At 56.5% G+C, this 18,457-nt stretch carries 18 protein-coding genes; 15 read left to right on the top strand and 3 right to left on the bottom strand.

The window, feature by feature from the left end; all coding sequences use genetic code 11:
• Positions 1-98 precede the first annotated feature (98 nt).
• The 15 genes from BM205_RS07295 (at position 99) to BM205_RS07225 (ending at position 14,276) form a co-directional block, all read left to right on the top strand.
• Positions 99-1,115, top strand: a complete 1,017-nt coding sequence (locus tag BM205_RS07295) for an NAD(P)H-dependent glycerol-3-phosphate dehydrogenase (RefSeq protein ID WP_092413863.1) — start codon at positions 99-101, stop codon at positions 1,113-1,115.
• 286 nt (positions 1,116-1,401) lie between these two features.
• Positions 1,402-1,866, top strand: a complete 465-nt coding sequence (gene gspG, locus BM205_RS07290) for a type II secretion system major pseudopilin GspG (RefSeq protein ID WP_175511199.1) — start codon at positions 1,402-1,404, stop codon at positions 1,864-1,866.
• Between the two features lie 8 nt (positions 1,867-1,874).
• A complete protein-coding gene (locus tag BM205_RS07285; RefSeq protein ID WP_092414049.1) occupies positions 1,875-2,384 on the top strand; it encodes a GspH/FimT family pseudopilin in 510 nt (169 codons plus the stop codon).
• Positions 2,385-2,783 (top strand): type II secretion system minor pseudopilin GspI, encoded by a 399-nt coding sequence (gspI, locus tag BM205_RS07280; RefSeq protein ID WP_092413861.1) that lies wholly within the window; start codon positions 2,385-2,387, stop codon positions 2,781-2,783. It begins immediately after the preceding gene.
• Entirely contained in the window at positions 2,773-3,438 is a 666-nt protein-coding gene (locus BM205_RS07275; RefSeq protein ID WP_092413860.1) for a PulJ/GspJ family protein, read from the top strand. The genes gspI and BM205_RS07275 overlap by 11 nt, the downstream gene beginning before the upstream one ends.
• Positions 3,435-4,412, top strand: coding sequence for a type II secretion system minor pseudopilin GspK (gene gspK, locus BM205_RS07270; RefSeq protein WP_092413859.1), 978 nt, complete (start codon positions 3,435-3,437; stop codon positions 4,410-4,412). The genes BM205_RS07275 and gspK overlap by 4 nt, the downstream gene beginning before the upstream one ends.
• Before the next feature lie 14 nt (positions 4,413-4,426).
• On the top strand, positions 4,427-5,713 hold the full coding sequence (gene gspL / locus BM205_RS07265; protein WP_254783786.1) for a type II secretion system protein GspL: 1,287 nt from the start codon (positions 4,427-4,429) through the stop codon (positions 5,711-5,713).
• Positions 5,713-6,261, top strand: coding sequence for a type II secretion system protein GspM (gene gspM, locus BM205_RS07260; RefSeq protein ID WP_092413857.1), 549 nt, complete (start codon positions 5,713-5,715; stop codon positions 6,259-6,261). The genes gspL and gspM overlap by 1 nt, the downstream gene beginning before the upstream one ends.
• A gap of 69 nt (positions 6,262-6,330) precedes the next feature.
• The gene (locus BM205_RS07255; protein ID WP_371326468.1) at positions 6,331-7,110 is read left to right on the top strand and encodes a type II secretion system protein N; all 780 of its coding nucleotides are present in this window, start codon (positions 6,331-6,333) and stop codon (positions 7,108-7,110) included.
• Positions 7,107-9,422, top strand: a complete 2,316-nt coding sequence (gspD, locus tag BM205_RS07250; protein ID WP_092413855.1) for a type II secretion system secretin GspD — start codon at positions 7,107-7,109, stop codon at positions 9,420-9,422. The genes BM205_RS07255 and gspD overlap by 4 nt, the downstream gene beginning before the upstream one ends.
• The gene (gene gspE / locus BM205_RS07245) at positions 9,419-10,870 is read left to right on the top strand and encodes a type II secretion system ATPase GspE (protein ID WP_175511197.1); all 1,452 of its coding nucleotides are present in this window, start codon (positions 9,419-9,421) and stop codon (positions 10,868-10,870) included. Before gspD ends, gspE begins: the two co-directional genes overlap by 4 nt.
• A gap of 46 nt (positions 10,871-10,916) precedes the next feature.
• Positions 10,917-12,137: a type II secretion system inner membrane protein GspF gene (gene gspF / locus BM205_RS07240; protein WP_092413853.1), complete on the top strand. Its 1,221-nt coding sequence runs from the start codon at positions 10,917-10,919 to the stop codon at positions 12,135-12,137.
• A gap of 19 nt (positions 12,138-12,156) precedes the next feature.
• Positions 12,157-12,708: a type II secretion system protein N gene (locus tag BM205_RS07235; RefSeq protein ID WP_092413852.1), complete on the top strand. Its 552-nt coding sequence runs from the start codon at positions 12,157-12,159 to the stop codon at positions 12,706-12,708.
• A 199-nt stretch (positions 12,709-12,907) separates the two neighbouring features.
• Complete coding sequence (locus BM205_RS07230) at positions 12,908-13,807, top strand: hypothetical protein (RefSeq protein ID WP_139227222.1); 900 nt, start codon at positions 12,908-12,910, stop codon at positions 13,805-13,807.
• 1 nt (position 13,808) lies between these two features.
• Complete coding sequence (locus tag BM205_RS07225; protein ID WP_092413850.1) at positions 13,809-14,276, top strand: Ig-like domain-containing protein; 468 nt, start codon at positions 13,809-13,811, stop codon at positions 14,274-14,276.
• A 93-nt stretch (positions 14,277-14,369) separates the two neighbouring features.
• Here the strand turns inward: BM205_RS07225 and hslU are convergent, their stop codons facing one another.
• The 3 genes from hslU to BM205_RS07210 form a co-directional block, all read right to left on the bottom strand.
• Positions 14,370-15,722: an ATP-dependent protease ATPase subunit HslU gene (gene hslU / locus BM205_RS07220; RefSeq protein ID WP_092413849.1), complete on the bottom strand. Its 1,353-nt coding sequence runs from the start codon at positions 15,720-15,722 to the stop codon at positions 14,370-14,372.
• A 109-nt stretch (positions 15,723-15,831) separates the two neighbouring features.
• Positions 15,832-16,368 (bottom strand): ATP-dependent protease subunit HslV, encoded by a 537-nt coding sequence (hslV, locus tag BM205_RS07215; protein WP_092413848.1) that lies wholly within the window; start codon positions 16,366-16,368, stop codon positions 15,832-15,834.
• 237 nt (positions 16,369-16,605) lie between these two features.
• Positions 16,606-17,997 (bottom strand): STAS domain-containing protein, encoded by a 1,392-nt coding sequence (locus tag BM205_RS07210; protein WP_092413847.1) that lies wholly within the window; start codon positions 17,995-17,997, stop codon positions 16,606-16,608.
• Positions 17,998-18,457 lie beyond the last annotated feature (460 nt).

Here is an 18,457-nt window from a genome sequence, read left to right as displayed (position 1 = left end):
AGGTTTTGCGCCTCGCCGATTTTTGTTTTACTCGTTTTCCACACGTTTGATAGCCGCCCGTGCCTCCTGAATCCACCACCCCATCCATGCATTCATCCATGAGCATTACCGTACTCGGCGCCGGCGCCTGGGGTACCGCGCTAGCGATTGCATTGGCCCAGCGCCACAATGTGCTGCTATGGGGACGTAATCCGGACACCATGGCTGCGGCGGCCGCGCAGCGCGAAAATACCGCGTATCTCCCCGGTTTTTCCTTGCCCGACACGCTGACCGTCAGCGCCGATTTTGCGCAGGCAATCGCGCATGTGACTACCGATGCCAAGGCGAGCCAGAGCGAAGCATTGCTGATCGTCGCTTCGTCAGTTGCGGGTTTGCGCGAACTGGCACAACAGCTGCAGGCTTTTCCGATCCCGAATATCGTCTGGCTGTGCAAGGGCTTTGAAGAAAACACCCGTTTGCTGCCGCATCAGATTGTGCGCCAGGTGCTGGGCGATGGGATTCCGGCAGCGGCGCTGTCCGGTCCGTCTTTTGCACAGGAAGTCGCGCGCGGCTTGCCTTGCGCCTTGTCGGTGGCGAGTGTCCATGCGGGATTGTGCGAGCAGGTGGTGGCGGCGGTTCACGGCGGCAATATCAGAGTTTATTCCACTGACGACCTGGTCGGCGTAGAAGTCGGCGGTGCGGTCAAGAATATCCTGGCGATTGCCACCGGCGTCGCCGACGGCCTTGGCCTTGGCTTGAATGCGCGGGCAGCTTTGATTACCCGCGGCCTGGCAGAAATTACACGGCTTGGCGTCGCTCTCGGCGGCCGCAGCGAAACCTTCATGGGTTTATCCGGCGTTGGCGATTTGATCCTGACCTGTACCGGCGATCTGTCGCGCAACCGCAGGGTAGGGCTAGGCCTGGCGCAAGGCAAACCGCTGGCATCCATCGTGACCGAACTTGGCCATGTCGCCGAAGGTGTGCGTTGTGCCGCTGCTGTGCGTGCCTTGGCGCAGGAGTGCGGGGTCGAGATGCCGATCACAAACGCGGTGGCCGGGGTCTTGTTCGATGGCGATTCGTTGCGGACGGTGATGGAACTGCTGTTATCGCGCAATCCGCGTGAAGAAGCGGCCTGAATCATCCGATGGGTCACCGCTGTTTATCTGCTGTTTATCTGTTGTTTACCAACTGTTCTACTAGCTGCTTTACTACCTGCTTTACGAATTAAGCGCGACGATGCAACGTCGTTGCGCGTGTTTGAAGTAGTATCATTTCTTTGTGTCAAACCAGTGACAAAACCTGGATAGATACGCCAAACAAAATTAAGTGTGACTTTGTGTATTTCTCATGCTTGTAAGCAAGGAATGCGGCATATAATCGCCTTTTCCAAACATGTTCATGGTTTTTTTGATAAGGAAAGAAATGCATAGCACTATGTTCCCTGCCGTTCGACGCCGCTCTACGCTTGCCGTGCAACGCGGATTCACGCTGATTGAAATCATGGTGGTGGTGGTGATCATGGGGATTCTGGCCGCTTTGGTAGTGCCCAAGCTGATGGGGCGTACCGACGACGCACGGATTCAAGCCGCACGCCAGGATATCGGCACGTTGATGCAATCGCTCAAGCTCTACAAGCTGGACAACCAGCGTTACCCGACCACCGAACAAGGTCTGCAGGCGCTGGTCACTAAACCAACCAGCGGTCCGGCCGCCAACGGCTGGAAAAGCGGCGGTTATATCGACAAGCTGCCTAAAGATCCTTGGGGCAATCCTTATCAATTCCTGTCGCCTGGCATCAAGGGCGAAGTGGACGTATTCTCGTACGGTGCAGATGGTCAGCCGGGCGGTGAAGGCAACGACGCCGACATCGGCTCGTGGGACCTGTAATGTCTGCAATGGCGCATCGCAATTTGCATTTGCGCCAGTTCACAGCCGCTAACGTTACGCGCAATGGTTTTACCCTGCTGGAGTTGCTGGTAGTGATCGTCATTGCCGGCATCACCCTGGGTGCCGTCTCGCTCAACGCTTTTCATAGTGATCGCCAGGTAATACAGAACGATGCGCAACGGATTGCGTTGCTGCTGCAATTAACGCGTGAGGAAGCCATCTTGCGCAATCGTCCCACTGCTTTCGAGGCCGACGCCAATAGCTACCGTTTCCTGGTGCGTGAAGAAAACGGCTGGCAGCCTTTGGCGCAGGACGCCATGCTGCGGCAACGTGATTTCAACCGGTCGCCAATGCAGCTTTCCATGAATCCGGCACCGACCGAGACTGCAGCACCGAATACGCTGCGCATTACATTTGGGCGCGAGCCGGTCGACAAACCATTTGCGCTTACCTTGGCCAACGGCGACAACAGCGTCGTCATTCGCGCCGACGGCATCGGTCATTTCTCAGTCGAATAAATGCCTATCCTGCGTGTGCTTCCTCGTCGCCATAGTGCAAGTGCAGGTTTCACCTTGCTGGAAGTGCTGGTGGCGCTGGTCATTGTCGGCACTGCGCTGGGCGCCAGCTTGCGGGCGGTCGGCAGCCTGACGCAAAACAGCAGCGGCTTGCGCGCCGCCATGATGGCGACCTGGTCGGCGGAAAACAGGTTGACGCAAATCCGTCTAGGGCATGAATGGCCCGGGATCGGCAATCGTTCCTTCGATTGCCCGCAAGGCGACTTGCCATTGCATTGCCAAGAGCATGTATCCGGTACGCCTAACCCCTACTTTCGGCGGGTCGAGATATCGGTATTCGACAACGCCAATTCGGAGCGACGCATAGTCAACCTGTCGCAGGTGGTGCCGAATGCGCGTTAACAGCATGTTGAAGAAAGGCGCGTCCGGATTTACCCTGGTCGAAATGATTATTGCCATCACCATCCTGGCGATGGTGGCGATACTTGGCTGGCGCGGGCTTGACGGCATTGTACGGTCGCGCATCGCGTTGACTAATGAAATGGAACAGACGCGCGGCATGCAATTGACGTTTGCGCAACTGCAAAGCGATTGTGCGCAAATCGCGCCCGTCAGCCTGATGTCGGGGCGTCCCACCCTGCTGGCTACACCGGGTCGTTTGTTGATGGTGCGGCTGGTGTTTGCCGAGCAGCAGCCGACCCGTGTCCAGATAGTCGATTACCGTTTGCGCAACGGCCAGCTAAGGCGGCAAGAATCGGCGCCGACGCGCGACTTGAATGTACTCGATACCATGTGGCAGAGCGCACTCGAAGATACCGCCGATGGCAGCGCGAGTAGTCAGTCGGTGCTGTTGCAATCTGATATCGCCAGCATGCAGATGCAGTTGTGGGGCAGCGATGGCCAGGGCTGGCGGCCTGCAGCCGCTGCCAATACCGGCAACCAGGGCACCGGCAGTGTCAACACCAACGCCAACCATTGGACCGGTTTGCAAGTCGCCTTGCAACTGCTCGGCCACGATAACACCATGGCCAAGACTTTCCTGCTGGGGGCGTCATGAGCAAACAGTTGCAGAGGCGATGCGCGCAACGCGGAGTAGCGGTGGTGACGGCCTTGTTGCTGACGACATTGGCGATAACCATTGTCGCCAGTTTGTTTTGGCAACAGCAAGTGCAGGTGCGCTCGATTGAGAACCAGCGCCTGCAATTGCAGAGAGACTGGATCATGCGCGGCGCGCTGGATTGGGCCAGCATGATTTTGCGCGCCAGCGCCAGGCAGTTCAACTACGACCACCTGGGCCAACCGTGGGCCACTCCCTTGGCCGACACGCGCCTGGATCAATATGCCCAGGACGGCCAATCTGCCGATGCCGCCGGTGATGCCATTCTTTCCGGCAGCATTATCGATGCCCAGTCGCGCTATAACCTGAATAACCTGAGTCTCAATGGCCTCCCGGTTCCGGATGAGGTGGCAAACTTCAAACGCCTGCTAGGTTATTTGCACCTGCCAACCGGCCTGGCTACAGCTACCGCACAAGCCATCGCCGACAGCCAACCCGTCACGGCGCCCGCAGGACAGCAGACTGCCGCCAAATCGGGCAGTGGCACTTTGCCCATGCTGCAGGTAAACGATCTGCTGTCGGTACCTGGCTTCACGCCGGATATCGTACGTAAATTGCAAGATTATGTTGTGGTCCTGCCGTTGGCCGGAGCTGCTACCCCGATCAATGCGAATACCGCGCCAGCGGAAGTGCTGGCCGCCTATTTCGACAATTTATCGTTACCCGAGGCCAATACGGTGGTAGCGATGCGACGCACGGCGCCATTTCGCGATACGGACAATGTGCAGGCCCTGATGGGAAACCGGTTAGGGAAGATATTTTCGCCAACGGCAAAAATAGGACCCTCCAGCAATTTTTTTTTGGTGTACGGCAAGATTCGCATGGGGCGCGCTGCACTTAATACCGTATCCTTGATACAGCGCCCCGCCAACAACCGAGCCAGCAGCGAAATCGTGTGGATTAGAGAACAATAAATGGAAGAAGCGTTTTGAGTACCTTATTTATCCGCTTACCCGCCCGGGCCACGCTCGACAGCGCGGCGACGGTCGCCATGCCCGATTGCCGCTTCGCGCTGGTAGCCGATAGCGGCCGCATTGAACGCCAGGGAGTTGAGCAGCTATCCGGTTTGGCCGAAACCATCGCCGCCGCCGCTCGCGTGGTGTTGATACTGGCCGCTGCCGACGTCAACCTGTTGCAATTACAGGTTCCGCCGCTATCCGACGCCAAGCTGAAAATGGCGTTGCCGAATCTGGTGGAAGAACAACTGCTGGTCGATCCTTTCGACTGCGTGATCGTCGTCGGCCGCAAGCGCAGTGGTGCTGCAGAGACTGCAAATAAGCTACGCCTGATCGCCGTGGTGCAAAGAGACTGGCTGGAGTTGTTGGTCAAAACCCTGCTGGCGCTGGGCGCCCGCAATCTGCAGGCGTGGCCGGCCCAGCTGTGCCTACCCTTGCGCGAACCGGAAACGGCAGTCGCCGCCATTACCGATCACGGCGGTGATATCGATGTCGCAGTGCGTATCTCCGCAGAGCAGGGCATAGGCTGGTCTTTATCGCCCGCTTCGGGACAGTCGGTGGCGCAGGAGGTACTGGACGGCATCGCGGCCATCTTGCCGCAGCAGTCAATCATCTTGTATGTGCCGCAATCCAGCCTGGCGCTATTTCAGGACCTCGAACAAGGGCAAGGAAAAACAACGGTGCTGGCCGACGACTGGTCGCACTGGATTACGGGCGCAGAGGAACTGCCCCGTAGTGGCATGGATTTGATGAGTGGCCTGACGGCAAGCGCGGCCGGCACCGAGTTCAGCTGGCGCCGCTGGCGCTGGCCGCTGGGGTTGGCGGCAGCTTTGTTATTGGTGAATATCGTTAGCCTGAATTACGACTGGTTGCGCATGCGGCACGAAGCCGCCAGCCTGCGTGCCGGCATGATGCAGAGTTATCGTGCAGCCTTCCCGAAAGAAACCGTGATCGTCGATCCGATCGCGCAGGCCAAACAAAAGATCGCTGCTGCACAGCGTGATGGCGGCCAGCTCGCGGCGGATGATTTCCTGGCACTGTCCGCTGTCTTCGGCGCCGCGTGGGCCGGATCGCCGCAGAGTGCGGACAGTACCGCGATCAGCAGCCTCGAATATCGCGACCACCATTTGTTGGTGCGTTTGAAAAACGCCGCTGATGCCGACGCGGCGGAAGCACAAGTCAAGAGCGCGCTGGAGAGCAGCCAACTAACGCTGAGCAAGCCGGCTACCGGCGTGTGGCAAATCGGAGGTCGTAAGTAATGCAAGTAACGTCGACAAATAATCCGATACAGCAAACCTGGCAAAAAATCAGCACGCCGCTCAGTCTCTATTGGGCGCAAAGGAATCAGCGCGAACAACGCTTGCTGGCTGCAGCTGGAGCATTGATTCTGATCGCCGTGATTTATCTGCTCTTGCTGGATCCGGCGCTGAGCGGGCGCGCCCGCTTGCAAAAAGACTTGCCGGCGTTACGCCAGCAAGCCGCCGAATTGCAAGCCCTGACCGCCAAGGCAATCTCATTGTCTGGCCAGCAGGCAGAGCGGCCAGCGTCGCCACTCACCAAAGAGGCGGTTGAGACGGCATTGAAAAGCAAGGGGTTGAATCCACAAAGCGTGGTGCTCAGTGGCGACATGGCGAAAGTCCAGTTATCGGCGGTGGCGTTTGCCGGCTTGCTGGACTGGCTCGACGAAGCGCAAAAAACCGCACATTGGCAAGTAGCCGACGCCAATGTCACTGCACCGGGCGGAACCAATGCGCAGCCGGGTATTGTCAATGCCACGGTCACCTTGTGGCAGCAAAAGCATGAGTAATGGCCTCGCCAAAGGCCTCGCCAATGGCTCCGCGAAGCAATTGCAACTGCGGGAAATTTGATGCACGGTTTGAGCAGAGTATTGATGTGGGCGGCGGCCGCGCTCTTGAGTGTGCTGATCACGATATCGGCTTTTCTGCCTGCTGCGTGGCTGGCGCCGCTGGTGGAAAGTCGCACCGGCGGCAGGCTCACGCTGGGTGATGCGCAAGGCTCGTTGTGGCGAGGTTCGGCTTTTGTCGGGGCCGCGCCAAGCGGCAAAGACGCGGTGACGGCTTTATTGCCGGGGCGGTTTGCCTGGCGCTTGTCGCCATTGGTTTTACTGGGGCGGGTCGAGGTGACATTGGAGAATGCGGAAGTGCTGTCGAGCGCAGTCAGCATTCGCGGCAGCTGGAGTACATGGACCATCAGTCCGTCCAGCCTGGCTTTGCCGGCTGAGCGTTTGGCGGCACTGGGTGCGCCTTTGAATACCTTGCAGCCGGCGGGGCGGATGAAGCTGGGCTGGCAGCAATTGACGTTGGCGCGCGCCAGCAGCGGCGGCGTCGATTTAAACGGTGTCATGACGCTCGACATGCTGGCGATGGCATCGCGCTTGTCGCCGGTCAAGCCGCTCGGCAGTTATCGCATGCGGTTTGACTGGCAGGGCCGCCAGGCGAACCTGACGCTGGCGACGCTCGACGGGGCGATGCTGCTGAACGGTAGCGGCAAATTGCAAGACGGTCACTTGCAGTTTTCGGGTACCGCGGAAGCGGCGGCAGGACAAGAGGAAAAGTTGGCGACTTTACTGAGTTTACTCGGACAACGGCGTCAAGTGAATGGCAGAAACGTTATCGGACTAGAGTTCAAATCATGAAAGATAAAATGTATTTCACACTACTTTCAAGCACAAGCAACTGGCGCAATGCTGCGGCCGTCGCCCTGCTGACCTGCGCTACCGCGGTCCATGCGCAGCCGGTGCAGCCGATGCAACCGACACCCGGAAGCGGCAACAATGCCGCTGGCGGCGTGAACGGCCAGGCCGTGATGAATTTCGTCGGCGCCGATATCGAATCCGTGATCAAGGCCGTCGGCCAGTACACCAATACCACTTTCATCGTCGATCCGCGCGTCAAGGGTACCATCAACCTGGTATCGGAAAAGCCGTTGACTAAATCCCAGGCTTTCGATTTGCTGGCTTCGACGTTGCGGCTGCAAGGTTACGCAGTGGTGCGCGGCGACGGTTTTGTCAAAGTAGTGCCGGAAGCAGACGCCAAATTGCAAGTGGCGCCGACCCGGCCGGCGAATGTCAGGGGAGATCAGATTGCAACCCAGATCTTTTCGTTGAACTATGAATCGGCGACCAATATCCTGCCAGTGCTGCGGCCGCTGATTTCACCGAACAACACCATCAATGCCAACCCGGGCAATAACACGCTGGTGGTAACCGATTACGCCGAAAACCTGCAGCGCCTGGGGAAAATGATCGCGGCCCTTGATGTGCCGGCGGTCAGCGATCTGGATGTGATCCCGGTGCGTTACGCGGTGGCCAGCGATATCGCCGTGATGGCCAGCAAATTGCTGGATTCCGGTTCTGCCGCACCTGGCGCCGGCGACAGTGCCCGCACCATGATCATGGCCGACTCCAGGACCAATTCGGTGATCGTCCGGGCGCCGTCCGTGGGCCGTGCAAACCTGGCCAAGTCACTGATCGCCAAGCTCGACCAGCCGACCGCCAACGCCGGCAACGTGCATGTGGTTTATCTGAAAAACGCCGATGCCGGCAAGCTGGCCAAAACCTTGCGCGCGATTGTTTCGCAGGATGCTTCGGCCTCAACCAGCAGCCAATCCAGCAAGAATTCCAGTGGCGGTTCCGGCAGCATGCTGCAAGGTTCGGCCACTGGCGGGGTACTGAGTTCGAACAATTCGACGTCGCCGTCGTCGCCAACGCCATCGTCGTCTTCCGATGCGTCATCGCAATCGTCCGGCGGCAGCGGTAGCGGCGCCGCCGGCTTTATCCAGGCAGACGACTCCACCAATACCCTGATCATTACCGCCAGCGAACCGGTTTATCGCAACATCCGCGGTGTCATCGACCAGCTCGATACCCGTCGCGCACAGGTGTATGTGGAAGCCTTGATCGTCGAAGTCACGGATAGTGCTGCCAGTGAGATCGGGGTGCAGTGGCTGGCGTTGAGCGGAGATAAGAACAGCAATTACCGGGTCGGTGGCGGTACCGGATTTACGGGCACCAACACCGGGATCGTTGGTAACAATCTGTTCAACACGGCAATCGGCCAGGCTGTCAATACCGGTACCAGCGCTACGGTACCGACGGTCGGTAGCGGTTTGCAGCTCGGCATATTCCGCCAGATTGCCGGCAAAATCGGTTTGGGTGCTTTAGCCAGCGCCTTGAATTCCACTACCGGCAGCAATGTATTGTCGATGCCGAATCTGCTGACGCTGGATAATGAAGAGGCCAAGATCATCGTAGGTCAAAACGTGCCATTTGTAACCGGTTCGACCCTGACCACCGGCGCCGGCACGAGCAGCCCGTTCACCACCATCGATCGCAAGGACGTTGGTACCGCATTGAAGATAAAGCCGCATATTTCTGAAGGCGGCACGGTGCGTCTTGAAATTTCGCAAGAGGTGTCGGCGGTGATTGCCAACACGGCCAATGCTGCCAACGGACCGACCACTACCAAACGTTCCCTGGATACCAATGTTGTGATTGACGACGGCGAGATCATCGCCTTGGGTGGCCTGATTGGCGATAACAACCAGAACGGCGTGCAAAAAGTGCCGCTGCTGGGCGATTTACCATTTATCGGTAACCTCTTTAAATATCAGTCTGGCTCCCGCGAAAAAACCAATTTGATGATATTTTTGCGCCCGGTTATTGTGCGCGACAAAGAGACCAGCAATCTGTTAGCCGTAGATCGCTATGACTACATGCGCAAGCAACAGATTAAAGTGCAGCCTGGCAGCAGCATTCTGACAAATTTCGGCTCATCGGTGACATCCAAGCTTGAAGATGGCGGCCCGTTCATCGATCTGCGCAAGCAGCAGGACGGGACAGATGGCGCAGGCACACAGCATCAGCCAGCGTCTGAGCAATTCCAGTTGCCAATGCCGAAACCGGTGACAGCACCGGCGCCAGGCTTTGTGAATGACAGAGCGCCATGAACGACCCCAGAATGACCGACACGCGTCTGCTGCCATACGCCTTTGCCCGCGATTTTTCGTTGCTGGCACAGCGTACCGAGGATGCGAATGGCGCTGACAATGCGGTGGAGTTGTGGATCTCAGAAGCCACCCAGCCTAGCGCCATTGCCGAAGTCAGCCGCCGCTTTGGCCGTGTCAAATTCCGCAAACTGTCGCGCGACGAACTGGAAGAGGCGATTGCCAAAGCCTATGCCGGCGCCGGCGGCGACGCCGCGCAAGTGGTGGATGAATTTGAATCCGACCTCGACCTCGCCAAGCTGATGCAAGACATGCCGGCGATCGAGGATTTGCTGGAGTCGTCCGATGATGCGCCGGTGATCCGCATGATCAACGTATTGCTGACCCAGGCTTTGCGCGAGGGCGCCTCAGACATCCATATCGAACCGTTCGAGCAGATTTCAGTGGTGCGCTTCCGCATCGACGGCAGTTTGCGCGATGTGGTGCGGCCCAAGAAAGCTGTCCATGCCTCGCTGATTTCCCGTATCAAGATCATGGCGCAACTGGATATCGCCGAAAAACGCCTGCCGCAAGATGGCCGCATCACTTTGCGCGTCGGCGGCAAGCCGGTCGATGTGCGGGTCTCGACTTTACCTACCGGCCATGGCGAGCGTGCGGTGCTGCGCCTGCTGGACAAGGAAGCCGGCCGGCTCGATCTGCAGCATCTCGGCATGAGTCCAGCAGTGTTGCCGCAGTTCGATCGCCTGATTGCACAGCCGCATGGCATCGTGCTGGTCACCGGGCCGACCGGTTCCGGCAAGACCACCACGTTGTACGCAGCGCTCTCGCGCTTGAATACCAGCAGCACCAATATCCTGACGGTGGAAGATCCGATCGAGTACGAACTCGCCGGGGTCGGCCAGACCCAGGTCAATGCGCGTATCGACATGACATTTGCCAAAGCCTTGCGGGCGATCTTGCGGCAAGATCCGGATGTCATCATGATCGGTGAAATCCGCGATCTGGAAACTGCCCAGATTGCAGTGCAGGCGTCGCTCACCGGCCATCTGGTGCTGGCGACCTTGCATACCAACGATTCTGCCGCCGCGGTGACCCGTTTGCTGGACATGGGCATCGAACCGTTCCTGTTGTCGTCGTCCCTGCTGGGCGTGGTGGCGCAACGCCTGGTCCGGAAACTGTGCACCCATTGCCGCCGTCACGATGGCCAGCTGTGGCATGCGGTCGGTTGCGAGCAATGCGGCCATACCGGTTATCACGGCCGGGTCGGCGTCTATGAGTTGTTGCTGACGACCGATGAAATTACCGCGCAGATCCACAACCGGGCTTCGGAAGCGGAGATACAGCAAGTGGCGCAGCGCAATGGCATGCAGACCATGCGCCAGGATGGCGAGCGCTGGCTGGCCGAGGGCATTACTACCCAGGCCGAATTGTTACGCGTCACGAAAGAGTAAGTAACTAAAGGGTAATTGAGGAATAAGCGAAGAGTAGAGGAGCAGCGTGCCAGCATTTCGTTACGAAGCGGTAGATACCGCCGGCAGCACCACCAAAGGTGTGGTGAATGCGGACAGCGCCAAGATGGCGCGCGCCGACCTGCGCGCCCAAGGTTTGCTGCCGCTGACGGTAGAAGCGATTGCGCAGCAGGTGGATGCTGCCGGCAACTTGAAACGGCGCGGTTTTGGCGAACATCTGTCGACGGTAGAAATCGCCTTGTTTACGCGCCAGCTAGCCAGCTTGCTGGAAGCCAGCCTGCCGCTGGAGCAAGCGTTGACGGCGCTGCTGGAACAATCCGAGCGTAGTTACCAGCGCGACCTGATCGCATCGATCCGATCCGATGTGATGGGCGGCGCCTCGCTATCCAGCGCGCTGGCCGGGCATCCGCGCGATTTTGCCGAAATTTATCGGGCGCTGGTTGCGTCGGGTGAGCAGATCGGCCAGTTGTCGCGCGTGTTGTCCCGACTTGCCGACTACATCGAACGGCGCAACTCGCTGGTGCAGAAGGTTAAACTGGCATTCACCTATCCGGCGATCGTGACTGTGGTGGCGTTTGTGATCGTCATCTTTCTGCTGACGTACGTGGTGCCGCAGATCGTTTCCGTGTTCGCCAACACCAAGCAGAAATTGCCGATGCTGACGGTAATGATGCTGGCCACTTCCGATTTTGTCCGCAACTATGGCTGGATCGTCCTGATTGCGGTGATTGCACTGTTCTACGCATGGCGCACGGCGCTCAAAAATCCCGCCACCAAGATGCGCTGGCATACCTGGCTGTTGAGTGCGCCGCTGTATGGCAAATTCGAACGCAGCTTGAATACCGCGCGCTTCGCCAGCACGCTGGCGATTACCACCGGCTCTGGCGTACCGATTTTGAAAGCGCTGCAAACCAGCCGCGATACCTTGTCCAACGTCGCCATGCGGCAGCAGGTCGATACTGCCGCCACCAGTGTGCGCGAGGGTGTCGGCCTGGCGCGCGCACTGGCGGCCCACAAGCATTTTCCGCCGATGCTGATTCACATGATACGGGCCGGTGAAGTGACCGGTGAATTGCCCGCCATGCTGGAGCGCGCGGCCAGTGCCCAGGAGCAGGATCTGGAACGGCGTGCGATGACCATTGCGGGCTTGCTGGAACCGGCCTTGATTCTGGCGATGGGGGTGGTGGTGTTGTTGATTGTGCTGGCAGTGCTGATGCCTATTATTGAAATCAACCAGTTGGTGCGCTAGGACAAAATCAGGGAAAAACGTGAATCTACCATTAACAAAAAAACTGGGGCGGCCAAGCAAGCGCCTGCCGGAATTTCTCAGCCTGCTGCTGTTCATGCTGCTGTGTGCCTGCACGGCATACTGGGTGATGCAGCTGATCAAACCGCCACTGCGCGCGGTGACAGCGCCGCCGCAAGCAGAGCAGGCGCAGGTCGACGTCTCACTGGCGGCAGGTTTGTTCGGCGGCCGCGGCACGGTTACCGTTGCCAGCAATTACCAGCTGTTGGGTGTGGTGGCTGCTAAAAAGGATGAAGACAGTGTGGCGATTCTGAGCGCCGACGGCAAGCCGGCGCAGGCGGTGCGACAAGGTAAGGAATTATTGCCGGGCACCAGCATCAAGGAAGTGCATGCCACTTATGTCTTGTTGTCTGAGGGGGGAGTGTTGAAGCGCGTGATGCTGCCGGAAGATGTGCGTTCCAAGTCGGGAATGGTCAGTCCCGCGCCGATACCGGCGTCGGGCCGGGCACCGGCCGCCGCTCCTAATCAAGATCTACCACCGGAACAGCCGGCGGTGCCGGTGCAGGACAAGTAGGGTGGGCACCTGTACCCAAGTGCGACATAAAATTTCCCCATGCCGATTATCTCGTTAATACGTGGGTAATAGGGCTGCCTTACATATTTATTGCAGTCGCAGAGGACTTTAGTCGGGTTATTAAATTAAGAAAATCCCGATATCATAAAGACCAGCCCCGCTTTAGACTGTTTGCTCCAAGTCAGAAGGGGGGAGTAGCATGAACCACATTTTTCCATCGTGGCTAGTGGCATTCGCATTGATAACGTGGGGCTCCTATGTCAGCGCCCAATCATGCAGCATTTATTTCACTTCCCCGCCTGCGGACAGCGTATTGCGCACAGGTACTGTAATCATCCGAGCCGCTGGTGCGCCAGCGGTTTGGTCAACCAATTGGGATCTTGTCGGTATTGATAAAAATGACGGTTTTTTCTTTGGTGAGCTAGGAGCTCTTCCCAATCCAATGCCATTTTTTGACTATGACAATCCGGTCGGACTAGACGAAGGCCGTACCACGTTCAAAGTGTATGGCGAGATTGGTTTGGGAATACCACCGCTTTGCGAAGCGTCAGGCTCGATGCGTTTGTTCTATATCAGGCCAGGGGATCAGTGTTATGCAATGGTGGAAGAGCTGGATAAACTCCCGCTGCCGCCAAATGACCCAGTCAATGGCTTTGTTGCCAATCAGCGTTGTATCGCCAAATACTCTTGTGGCAACCGCCCGCAAATGCAAGATAAAGCCTGGCTGACCACGGTCGTGCCGGCTTTTGTGCAGCCATTTTTGGATAAATCGGGGAAATGGAATGGAGTGATTGGAGAATGCCGCCTGCAAAGCAGTAAGCTACCGTCGTATATTCGAAAGCGTTCTTGCGAGAAATGGATGGCAGATTACCATATTGCGCAAGATCTTCAACATGCGTTGAATGCTAATGGATGCGGCACGTCACGCGACTGGGACGAAGTGGGCGGCTATATCAAGGAATGTGTTGCGGAACAGAATAATGCACTTGAGGCCGCAGTGATCAATTTAATTGTGGCGAAAAATCGCAATAAGGTAAGACAGATTTGTACCCAGCAGGATGGAATGCAGAGTCTTGCTTCTCAACACTGGGAGAATTGACATGAAACTAATTTACAGGATTATTCTGTTATGCCTTGCAACTTCCAGTGCACAGGGTGCTGCCATCGGAGGATATAGAGGCGACGCGCCAAATGTGGAATTGCGAATTAGTATCAATGGTCAAGCAGTCTTAGGTGAGCGAGAGTTGGAGGAATTGTCATTGTCGGCAACAGAACAGGAGCTTCGCGTCGCCTTTGATCAGAGTTTAACTTCGCTCACAAGAGGACAAAGCGTGCAGCTTACGGTTGAGATGATTGAGTCGAATGGCATTCGAAGCGATGTCACTGCGAATCCTGCGATGTTCTATGATGCAGTCGGTAGAGACACGCTGTCAGTAAGTAATGATGGTTTTGTCACCGCGCTGCCCGACAGTTCCGGATCCGTCATAGGGCAGCTGTTGGTACTGTATAACACGCCGGAAAAATCTGGTTTTAATTATGTATATTTTGATATAGACCCAAATAAATAGGGGAGGACTTGTTTCCGAAGGTAGATAAAAATTTACTGCCCCTATCTGTTGATGGATTGCCGCCGGGGATGAACCCAGCGGCAATCTTGTTGCTTACAGCACGTAGCGCGACAGGTCTTCGTTCACTACCAAGGCCCCCAGGCGCTGATCGACATAAGCAGCATCGATCACCATGGTTTTATCGGTGGCGTTAGTCGCCGAAAACGAGATTTCTTCCAGCAGCTTTTCCATCACCGTGTACAGCCGGCGGGCGCCGATGTTCTCGGTTTTTTCATTGACCGAGAACGCGATTTCCGCGAGTCGCTGCACACCTTCTTTAGCAAATTCCAGCGTGATGCCTTCGGTAGCCAGCAACGCTTCATATTGCTTGGTCAGGCAGGCGTCGGTACCGGTCATGATTCTTTCGAAATCGCTGATCGACAACGAATCGAGCTCGACCCGGATCGGGAACCGGCCTTGCAATTCCGGAATCAGATCCGACGGTTTCGCCAGATGGAAGGCGCCGGATGCGATAAACAGGATGTGATCGGTCTTGATCATGCCGTACTTGGTGTTGACCGTGGTGCCCTCGACCAGCGGCAGCAAATCGCGCTGCACGCCGGCGCGCGAAACATCGGCGCCGCCGTTTTGCGAACGGGTAGCGATCTTGTCGATCTCATCAAGAAACACAATGCCGTTTTGCTCGACGTTGGTGATCGCTTTCTGCTTCAGCTCATCTTCGTTGACCAGTTTGGCGGCTTCCTCTTCGATCAAGACTTTCATTGCATCCTTGATCTTGATCTTGCGATTTTTCTTGCGGTTGCTGCCGATACCGGAAAACATGGATTTGATCTGCTCGGTCATTTCTTCCATGCCGGGCGGCGCCATGATTTCCATTTGCGATGCCGCTTCCGACAATTCGATCTCGATTTCCTTATCGTCGAGCACGCCTTCGCGCAGCCGTTTGCGGAAAGTCTGGCGGGTATTGCTGCCTTTATCAGCAGAGCTGTCACTGTCTCCGGAACTCTGCTCAGGATGGAAGCCGAAATCGCGCGCCGGCGGCACCAGGATATCGATGATACGGTCTTCTGCAGCATCTTCCGCGCGGGTGCGGACTTTGCGCATTTCAGCTTCGCGGGTTTGCTTGATACCGATGTCGATCAGGTCGCGGATGATGGTGTCGACATCGCGGCCGACATAACCGACCTCGGTGAATTTTGTGGCCTCGATCTTGATGAACGGCGCGTCGGCCAGCTTGGCCAGGCGGCGCGCGATTTCGGTCTTACCGACACCGGTAGGTCCGATCATCAGGATATTCTTAGGCGTGATTTCGTGACGCAGCGGTTCTGCTACCTGCTGCCGGCGCCAGCGGTTACGCAACGCAATCGCCACCGCGCGCTTGGCGCGATCCTGGCCGACTACATGTTTATCCAGTTCTGAAACAATTTCTTGGGGAGTCATGTTCATGTTTTTTTCCGCGTTTGATAGGTGAGCTCGCAAGCCATGCAGGGCCGGGCCTACTTTTGAATCAGGCAAATGCCTGCCCAGGCTTGCCGGGCAGGGCGGCAATGAAATCTTAGTCGAGGGTTTCGATGATGTGCGACTGGTTGGTATAGATACAAAGATCACCTGCAATCACCAGCGATTTCTTGACGATATCCGCCGGCGACAACTCGGTGTTTTCGTGCAGCGCCGTGGCTGCCGACTGGGCGAATGTCCCGCCCGAACCGATCGCCCCGATGCCATTGGTAGGCTCCAGCACGTCGCCGTTACCGGTGATGACGAGTGTGGTTTCGCGGTCGGCCGTCAACAGCATGGCTTCCAGCCGCCGCAACATGCGGTCGGTGCGCCATTCCTTGGCCAGGTCGACCGAGGCCCGCATCAAGTTGCCCTGGTGTTTTTCCAGTTTTGATTCAAACAGATCGAGCAAGGTGAACGCATCGGCCGTGCCGCCGGCGAAACCGACCAGTACCTTGCCCTGGTACAGCTTGCGGACTTTGCGGGCGGTGCCCTTCATGACGACATTGCCGAGTGTTACCTGACCATCGCCACCCAAGGCGACACTGTTGCCGCGTCGCACTGAAAGAATGGTGGTGCCGTGAAATTGTTCCATTTTTGCTAGCCTCAGAAAGTGCGGACAGATTTGGAGATCAGACCGCTCATGCCGGGCGCTGGGTGCCCGTGCTGCATGATGTGATTCGCTATCGAATAATAAATCGATACTGTTCCAAAAAAATGGGGGCGGCTGACGTGATTACAAGCGCTGAATTACGTAGATTTAGCGTTGTTTTTTTATTACTGCAGAGATTTGATTTTATTGAAACTTAATTTAAAACTTAATTCGTTAAGCTTAATTCTTGCGCGGCACCACACGTACCACTTCTTGTATACCTACGACCTTGAACAAGGCTGTCACAAGGTGGTTGACGCTATGGAATTCAATCGCATTGCCGTTACTGGCCAGCATTGACAAGCCATTCAGCAGTTCGCCGGCTGCGCTGAAATCCACCCGGACCAGGCGCGAGCAATCCATGATCGCAGGGCTGTAGGCATTGGCGTGGGTTTGAATTTTGGTCAGCAGCTCGTCGGTCCGGCCTTCAATCAATATCGGCATGAGCAGGCTGTTGTTGCCGCTCGTGCTGTTGCTTGCACTAAGGGTATTGTCCTCGGCGGCGGTGATGATCTTGGCGTGCGGTTTGACAAATGGCGGTGGCGAGACTTCAAACGTGATCGAGTAATCTATGCTTGCATCTTCGTAGGCTTCTTCGAGATTGAGCAGATGCAGGATTTCCAGCAGCAACAGCCAGGGGGCGGCGGTTTCGTCGCGCCGTCCGACCAGCAGGATCTCGCGGATCTTGACGGCCAGTTCATCGGCGCCGACCAATATCAGGTCGAGCCCGGATTTTTGCAGTTTTTTCAACATGCGCAGCAACAGGCCGCAGCCGATCGGATCGACCGAGCTGACCCGGGTGAATTCCAGGCGTACTGCCGGGTGGGTGGCGCTCAGTTTTTGCGCGCGCTCCAGCTGCTTGCCGATGTTGGCGTCGAGTTTGCCGGAGAAGGCTACCGCCGGTAGCGCGCCGGGCTTTTCCTGATTCTTCGCCTGCGGATCGAGAGTCATTATATCGATCCAGGTCGGCGGTGAAGTTTCAAATTTGTTGGCAAAATCGACAGACAGATTATCGAACTCCTGTTGCTTGCCGGTGATCTGGTACAGATCCAGCAGCATCCACCAGACAATATGCGTCGATGAACCGAGATCGTTTTCGGCAATTGCATTCAACAGCAGCGCTTCGGCAATGTCGCTCTGATCGCTGGCGAACAATACCGCTGCTTCTTCAATCACTTCCGGTGTATCGGATACGGATACTTCGATGCTGCCGCTGCGCGATTGATCGTCCAGGTATTCGGTGGTTCTGCTCATCACCGGCAGCGTCATCTGGGTCGTGTTAGAGCCCTGGGTAGTTGTGATCGGCGCGGCGCTGTTGGCCTCGAGAGATGCTTTGTGAGCGGGCGGCAGATGGACGAATTCAGACGACATCTCTGACTCGATCGCATCGATTTTCATGGTCGTCGTGCTACGCACCGCACCATCGCGCAGCGTGGTGGAGTTGGTCTGCCGCTCCGGGCTTTCACCAAACAGAACCGGCGCTTGATTGTCTGCCGCGGCTGGTACTTTTTCATCCACCGGTGAAGCGCCGTTTGGACGATTATTTTTGCCGAAGAGCGAGAAAATCCCCACGTGTTAATCCCGAAAGTAAGTTGCTGTTAAAGCTTTATGAGTAGCTATGTTTTTATTGAAAACCGGGTTGCGAGATACCGCTAACTACGGCTAACCGGCCGATACCTGTCCCGCAAATTTTCAGATGCGCTTTTGTCATCGTTTTTGCCATTGCTTTGCTATGTTTATGGCCACATTTTTGTTTTGATGCTGTTCTCGCTTTTGCGTGTTTTTATATATTCCGAAGAATAAAAAAGCACGATCAATCGATACCTCTAAAGGTAACACAAAGCAACTCGGGAAGTATGTCTGGAACACCCTAAGTTATGACATAAATATGTTGCAACATTTACATGTTGAACGTAAAAAATAGACATTTTGCCTATAAATACATAGTTAAAAGCAGACCGGAATTGTGCTGCCTGCATGCTTTTGCAAGCATGATTTCCTGGCTTGGCAATTCCGGCTTTCAGATACGAAA

The organism is Collimonas sp. OK307, from assembly GCF_900113705.1.
Taxonomy (GTDB): Bacteria; Pseudomonadota; Gammaproteobacteria; order Burkholderiales; family Burkholderiaceae_D; genus Collimonas.
The sequence above is the reverse complement of the archived record's forward strand: the minus strand, read 5'-3'. Positions and strand labels throughout refer to the sequence as shown.

What these genes read in the sequence shown, in the direction of transcription:
- BM205_RS07295 (WP_092413863.1), top strand. Translation starts at nt 99, where the DNA reads ATGAGCATTACCGTACTCGGCGCCGGCGCCTGGGGTACCGCGCTAGCG.
- gspG (WP_175511199.1), top strand. Translation starts at nt 1,402, where the DNA reads ATGCATAGCACTATGTTCCCTGCCGTTCGACGCCGCTCTACGCTTGCC.
- BM205_RS07285 (WP_092414049.1), top strand. Translation starts at nt 1,875, where the DNA reads ATGGCGCATCGCAATTTGCATTTGCGCCAGTTCACAGCCGCTAACGTT.
- gspI (WP_092413861.1), top strand. Translation starts at nt 2,385, where the DNA reads ATGCCTATCCTGCGTGTGCTTCCTCGTCGCCATAGTGCAAGTGCAGGT.
- BM205_RS07275 (WP_092413860.1), top strand. Translation starts at nt 2,773, where the DNA reads ATGCGCGTTAACAGCATGTTGAAGAAAGGCGCGTCCGGATTTACCCTG.
- gspK (WP_092413859.1), top strand. Translation starts at nt 3,435, where the DNA reads ATGAGCAAACAGTTGCAGAGGCGATGCGCGCAACGCGGAGTAGCGGTG.
- gspM (WP_092413857.1), top strand. Translation starts at nt 5,713, where the DNA reads ATGCAAGTAACGTCGACAAATAATCCGATACAGCAAACCTGGCAAAAA.
- gspD (WP_092413855.1), top strand. Translation starts at nt 7,107, where the DNA reads ATGAAAGATAAAATGTATTTCACACTACTTTCAAGCACAAGCAACTGG.
- gspE (WP_175511197.1), top strand. Translation starts at nt 9,419, where the DNA reads ATGAACGACCCCAGAATGACCGACACGCGTCTGCTGCCATACGCCTTT.
- BM205_RS07230 (WP_139227222.1), top strand. Translation starts at nt 12,908, where the DNA reads ATGAACCACATTTTTCCATCGTGGCTAGTGGCATTCGCATTGATAACG.
- BM205_RS07225 (WP_092413850.1), top strand. Translation starts at nt 13,809, where the DNA reads ATGAAACTAATTTACAGGATTATTCTGTTATGCCTTGCAACTTCCAGT.
- hslU (WP_092413849.1), bottom strand. Translation starts at nt 15,722, where the DNA reads ATGAACATGACTCCCCAAGAAATTGTTTCAGAACTGGATAAACATGTA.
- hslV (WP_092413848.1), bottom strand. Translation starts at nt 16,368, where the DNA reads ATGGAACAATTTCACGGCACCACCATTCTTTCAGTGCGACGCGGCAAC.